The 5,241-nt window shown below is 70.2% G+C and carries 5 protein-coding genes; 4 read left to right on the top strand and 1 reads right to left on the bottom strand.

The annotated features are described in order from the left end of the window. Positions 1–85: 85 nt before the first annotated feature. Genes AX685_RS14275 through AX685_RS14260 form a run of 4 tightly spaced genes read left to right on the top strand, consistent with a single transcriptional unit; the run spans position 86 to position 3,263 of the window. The gene (locus AX685_RS14275) at positions 86–391 is read left to right on the top strand and encodes a hypothetical protein (RefSeq protein ID WP_066489838.1); all 306 of its coding nucleotides are present in this window, start codon (positions 86–88) and stop codon (positions 389–391) included. Between the two features lie 13 nt (positions 392–404). Beyond that, positions 405–1,124 (top strand): hypothetical protein, encoded by a 720-nt coding sequence (locus tag AX685_RS14270; RefSeq protein WP_066489837.1) that lies wholly within the window; start codon positions 405–407, stop codon positions 1,122–1,124. Positions 1,125–1,129: 5 nt separating this feature from the next. Further along, entirely contained in the window at positions 1,130–1,405 is a 276-nt protein-coding gene (locus AX685_RS14265) for a hypothetical protein (RefSeq protein WP_066489835.1), read from the top strand. Between the two features lie 31 nt (positions 1,406–1,436). Beyond that, entirely contained in the window at positions 1,437–3,263 is a 1,827-nt protein-coding gene (locus tag AX685_RS14260; protein WP_066489833.1) for a DUF885 domain-containing protein, read from the top strand. Positions 3,264–3,287: 24 nt separating this feature from the next. Here the strand turns inward: AX685_RS14260 and AX685_RS14255 are convergent, their stop codons facing one another. Next, positions 3,288–5,147 carry an ABC transporter ATP-binding protein gene (locus AX685_RS14255; protein ID WP_066489831.1) on the bottom strand — a complete coding sequence of 620 codons (1,860 nt, stop codon included), beginning with the start codon at positions 5,145–5,147 and terminating at the stop codon, positions 3,288–3,290. Positions 5,148–5,241 lie beyond the last annotated feature (94 nt).

The raw sequence follows: 5,241 nt of genomic DNA, 5'->3' as shown, positions 1-5,241 counted from the left end.
TGCACGGACGGTCACAATCCGCATTGTTGCCCCGCCACGGCTCGGCTTGGTTGTTACGACTGGTTAACCATTACGGAAAACAGTCATGTATCGTACTGCGTCCAAGCTTGCCCCGATCGCCGTCCTGGCGGGGGCCGTCGCCCTCGGCGGCTGTGCCACCAAATCCTATGTCCGCGAACAGATCGCGCCGGTCAGCCAGCGCGTCGATTCGCTCGAAACGCGGCTCCAGGCGACCGACGCGACCGCCAAGTCCGCGCTGGCCGAGGCACAGGCGGCATCGCAGCAGTCGCAGGGCAACGGGCAGCGGCTGGACCAGCTGAATGGCCGCGTCGACAGCGTGGAGCAGCGGTTGCAGGCGCAGGAATCGCGCCCGAAGCGTCCGCGCCACTGATCGCGGCGCAGGAATGATCCGGCATCCCACGATGCTCGGCTGGATGATGGCCGGGGCGGCAGCGTTCGCCCCGGCCATTGCCATGGAGGCGGCCGACGCCGCGCCGCGCCGGACGCCCAAGGCAGCGGCCCGGCCCGCGCCGGCCCCCGCGCCCGTCATCCTTCCGTCGGAAGGCGCCGCGCGCGTTGCCGAATGGATCGCGGCGGCGAAGGACAATCACGGCCTGCCCTATGCCATCGTCGACAAGCTGTCGGCGGCGATCTTTCTGTTCGATGCCAAGGGGCGTGCGCTGGCGGCCGAGCCGGTGCTGATCGGCATCGCGCCGGGCGACGATGCCACGCCGGGCGTCGGTGCCAAGACACTGGCGCAGATTGGCCCGGCCGAGAAGACCACGCCCGCCGGCCGCTATCTGGCGCGGTTCGGACTGGCGCTGGGGCGCGAGCGGATTCTGTGGGTCGATTATGCCAATTCGGTCGCGATCCATCCGATCCCTGCCGATGCCGCGCGATCGGAGCGGCGGCGCGAGCGGATGCTGTCGCCGACGCCCGACGACAACCGCATCACCTTCGGCTGCATCAACGTGCCGCGCGCCTTCTACGCGAAGACGCTGTCGCCCGCGTTCCGGCGCAAGGGCGGCTATGTCTACGTCATGCCCGATACCAAGCCGCTGGAGGCGGTGTTCCCCCGGTTGCGCGTTCAGGCGCTGGCGATGCCGCAGCACAGCGGCGACTGAGCGCGGTGGCGCGGCGCAAACGCTACCTGACCGCGACCTTGCCCGACGGCTATGTCAAGACGATCGGGCCGACCGCGGCGCCGTTCACGCATTACTGGCGGATCGTCGCGGTGCTGGAAAACGGCGCCACCGAGGTGTTCTGGGGCCATGAAGCGTCGCTGAAGGAGGCGCGCGGCAAGCGCGAGGCGGCCGCCGATGCGGCGCGCCAGCGCGGGTGGCGGCGCTATGACTTCGATGTCGTCGAACTGACCGAGGACAGCGCGCCGCCCGCGCGGGTTTGACCGGCCCGGCGGCGCGGCTAAGCTGCGCGGGATGACGCACTTTCGGCCTTCGCGGCGCGACACCCTGACCGGCCTGGCGGCCGGTGCCCTGCTGACCCAGTTCCCCGCGCAGGCGGCGTCGGCCCCCGCGGGCGACGCGGCGGCGCTGCTCGACCGGCTGGCGTGGCAGCTGCTGGAGCTGCAACCGGGCGATGCGACGCGGCTGGGCGTGGACACCGGCGAACATGCGGCGCTGCGCGGGCGACTGGAGGATCGCTCGCCCGCCGGAATGGAGAAGCGGCGCCGCTTCGTGGAGGAGGGGATCGCCGCGCTGGCCAGGGTGCCGCGCGCGGGGCTGGACCCGGCGACCGCGACCAGCCTGGCGGTGGTCGATAGCGCGTTTCGCACCGCGCGCGACGGCATGGCGCTGCCTTATGGCGTGGCGACGATCGGCGACTGGCGCAACACCCCCTATGCGGTGATCCAGAATGTCGGTTCGTGGCTGGATGTGCCGCAGGTGCTGGAAGGCGACCAGCCGGTGCGCGATGCCGCCGACGTCGATGCCTATCTGGCGCGGGTCGAGGGGATGGCGGGCCAGCTGGACGGGGAAACGGTGCGTATCCGTGCCGCGCGCGGGCAGGGGCTGGTGCCGCCGTCCTTCCTGCTCGACCGCACGATCGAAGGCATCACGCGGACGATCGCGGGGGCGGCGGCCGACGACGGCCCGCTGGTCGGCCCGCTGCGGCGCAAGGGCGCGGCGCTGGGCGGTAACGGCCCGGCGCGCGCGGCGCGGATCGCACGGACCGTGGTGGTCCCGGCACTGGAGCGCCAGCTGGCGGAGATCCGCGCGCAGCGTGCGGTCGCCACCGATGCGGCGGGGATGGGCGCGCGGCCGCATGGCGCGGAATGGTATGCCTGGGGCCTGCGCGCGGGCACGACGACGCGGCGCAGCCCGCAGGAGATCCACCGCATCGGCATCGAGCAGGTCGCGGCGCTGCAGGCGCAGATGGACGTCATCCTGAAGGGCTTCGGACTGACGCAGGGCAGTGTCGCCGAGCGCGCGATCGCGTTGCAGCGCCGCCCCGGCATCGCCTTTCCCGACGGGGACGAGGGGCGGCGGCAGATCGTCGCCTATATGCAGGGCAAGATCGACGCGATTCGCCCGAAGCTGCCGCGTGCCTTCCGGCGGCTGGTGGCGGGGCGACTGGAAATCCGGCGGATGCCCGCCGCGCAGGAAGCGGGCGCACCCGCGGCCTATGGCGGGCCGGGGTCGCTCGACGGGTCGATCCCGGGGCGCGTGTGGGTCAATCTGGGCGATCCGTCGATCCACAACCGCGTCACCATCCCCGATCTGGTGTTCCACGAAGGGATCCCCGGCCATGTGTGGCAGGGCGAATATGCTCAGCAGCTGCCGCTGATCCGATCGATCCTGGCGTTCAACGCCTATTCGGAGGGCTGGGCGCTCTATGCCGAGCAGCTGGCTGACGAACTGGGGATGTACGACGGCGATCCGGCCGGGCGGTTGGGGTATCTGATGGGACTGTCGTGGCGCGCGGTGCGGCTGGTCACCGACACCGGCATCCATGCGATGGGCTGGTCGCGCGAGCGCGCGCTGGCCGCGTTCGTCGCGGCCACCGGCCTGCCCGACAGCAATGCGCGCAGCGAGATCGACCGCTACTGCGCCTGGCCCGGTCAGGCGTGCGGGTACAAGCTGGGGCAGATCGAGATCAACGCGCAGCGCGACCGCGCCAAGGCGGCGCTGGGCGCGCGTTACGACCTGCGCGATTTCGACCAGGCGGTGGTCGACGGCGGCAACGTGCCGCTGGACGTGCTGGCGCAGAATGTCGGCCGTTACATCGAGGCGCGCCGCGGGGGGTGACACCCCGCCTACACACACGCCGGGTCAGGTGCGGTCGGCCGCCCCCGGCCACGCGCGGCGGACCATCCGCTGCAACTGTTCGCGGCTGCGTTCCGACATGTGGCGCAGCCGTTCGCCGGCCAGCGAGATGTTCGAGGCGCGGTCCAGCCCCTCCACCTGCATCACCCACAATTGGCGGAACGCGCCGCCGCGGTTGCGCAGCAGCTGCTGCGGCGGCCCGTCCTCGACCACGCGGCCCTGATCGACCACTACGACGCGATCGAAATTGGCGATTGTCGACAGGCGGTGTGCCACCGCGATGACGGTGCGGTTCTCGATCAGCGCCTCCAGCCCGTTCTGCACCTCCAGCTCGGATTCGGAATCGAGCGCGGACGTCGCCTCGTCCAGCAGCACGATCCGCGCGTTCTTCAGGAAGGCGCGCGCGATGCCGATCCGCTGGCGCTGCCCGCCGGACAGGTTGGTGCCGCGTTCGCCGACGATACTGTCATAGCCGTGCGGCAGGCGGCGGATGAAATCGTCGCAGCCGGCGGCCTCGGCGGCGCGGTGCACGTCCGCGTCGCTGGCATCGGGCTTGGCGAAGCGGATGTTCTCCATCACCGAACGGTGGAACAGCAGCACTTCCTGCGGCACCACTGCCAGCGCGTCGCGCAGCGATTCCTGCGTCACCCGGTCGATCCGCTGCCCGTCGATCGACACGCTGCCGATTTGCGGATCGTGGAACCGCTGGATCATTTGCAACAGCGAGGATTTTCCCGCGCCCGACGGGCCGACGATGCCGACCTTCTGCCCGGCGGGCACTTCCAGCGACAGGTCGTGGAGGATCGGGTGGCGCGGATCATAGCCGAAGGTGACATGCGATAGCTCGACCCGCCCTTCGCCGACGCTGAGCCGCGCGGCGTCGGGGGCGTCGCTGAGCGTCTGCGGCACGCCGATGATGTCCAGGGTCTCACGCAGGTAGCTGAACTGCTGGCTGGTATCGATCAGCGCCATCGCCAGATCGCGCGACCCGTGGAGGATGCGGAAGGTCATCGTGCTGATGACGACGACGTCACCGGTCGAGATCGCGCCGGTCGACCAGCGCCCGATCGCCCAGATCAGCGTGCCGCCGACCAGCACCGCCAGCACCAGATCGTGCAGCCCGCGGATCTGTTCGACGAAGAACCAGCCGCGCCGCTGCGCGGTCGCTTCGTCGTCCAGGAAGCTTTCCAGCCGCGACAGCTCGCGCTGGCGCGCCGCGAACGCCTTCACCACCCAGATATTGCCGATCAGGTCGACCAGCTCGCCGCCGACCGTGCCGGCGGTTTCGGCGAACGCCTTGTGATGGACGTGGCCGCGCAGCCCCAGCAGCACCAGCGCGACGGTGACGACGATGAAGATCGCGCCGAGCACCAGCGCCATGCGCACGTCGATCGTCAGGAAGATGATGATCGCGCCCGCGAAGGCGATCAGCGGCGGGGTCACTTCCTGCAGCAGGCGGTGGACGATCGCACCGAAGATGCCCGCCAGCCCGGAAATGCGGTGCCCCAGCGATCCCGCGCGCTGGTTCTGGAAGAACGGCATCTGGTGCCCGGTCAGGTAATCCACCATGTCCAGCCGGATGCCCACCCCCGACACCACCGTGGCATGGCCCAGCGTCAGTGCGGCGGCGCGTTGCAGCAGGCTTTCCAGCAGGACGAAACCCAGGAACACCGCCAGCATCGCATAGACGTGACTCCGATACCGGTCGGTGCCGGTCATCGCGTCGATCAACAGCTTCATCGCATATTGCACGCCGATCGAGCTGACCGACGCGCCGGCGACCAGCACGCCGAGCAACAGGAAGATCCACGGTCGCGCCGCCACATAATGCAGCATGAAGCGGACGGGACTGATGAGAAAAGGCAAGCCCGGGCTCCCGCAAGGTCGGCGGGACGCTGCATCGCAGCAGCGGGCAAAGCAAGAGCGTTGGACGCCGGGGCGTGGCGGCGTGGCGGCGGGC

It is taken from the genome of Sphingomonas sp. CCH9-F2, assembly GCF_001556735.1.
Taxonomy (GTDB): domain Bacteria; phylum Pseudomonadota; class Alphaproteobacteria; order Sphingomonadales; family Sphingomonadaceae; genus Sphingomonas; species Sphingomonas ginsenosidimutans.
This window is presented reverse-complemented; position numbering and strand designations above follow the sequence as displayed.

Bases quoted from the DNA above. Each gene is read 5' to 3' on its own strand.
- AX685_RS14275 (WP_066489838.1), top strand. From the start codon at position 86: ATGTATCGTACTGCGTCCAAGCTTGCCCCGATCGCCGTCCTGGCGGGG.
- AX685_RS14270 (WP_066489837.1), top strand. From the start codon at position 405: ATGATCCGGCATCCCACGATGCTCGGCTGGATGATGGCCGGGGCGGCA.
- AX685_RS14260 (WP_066489833.1), top strand. From the start codon at position 1,437: ATGACGCACTTTCGGCCTTCGCGGCGCGACACCCTGACCGGCCTGGCG.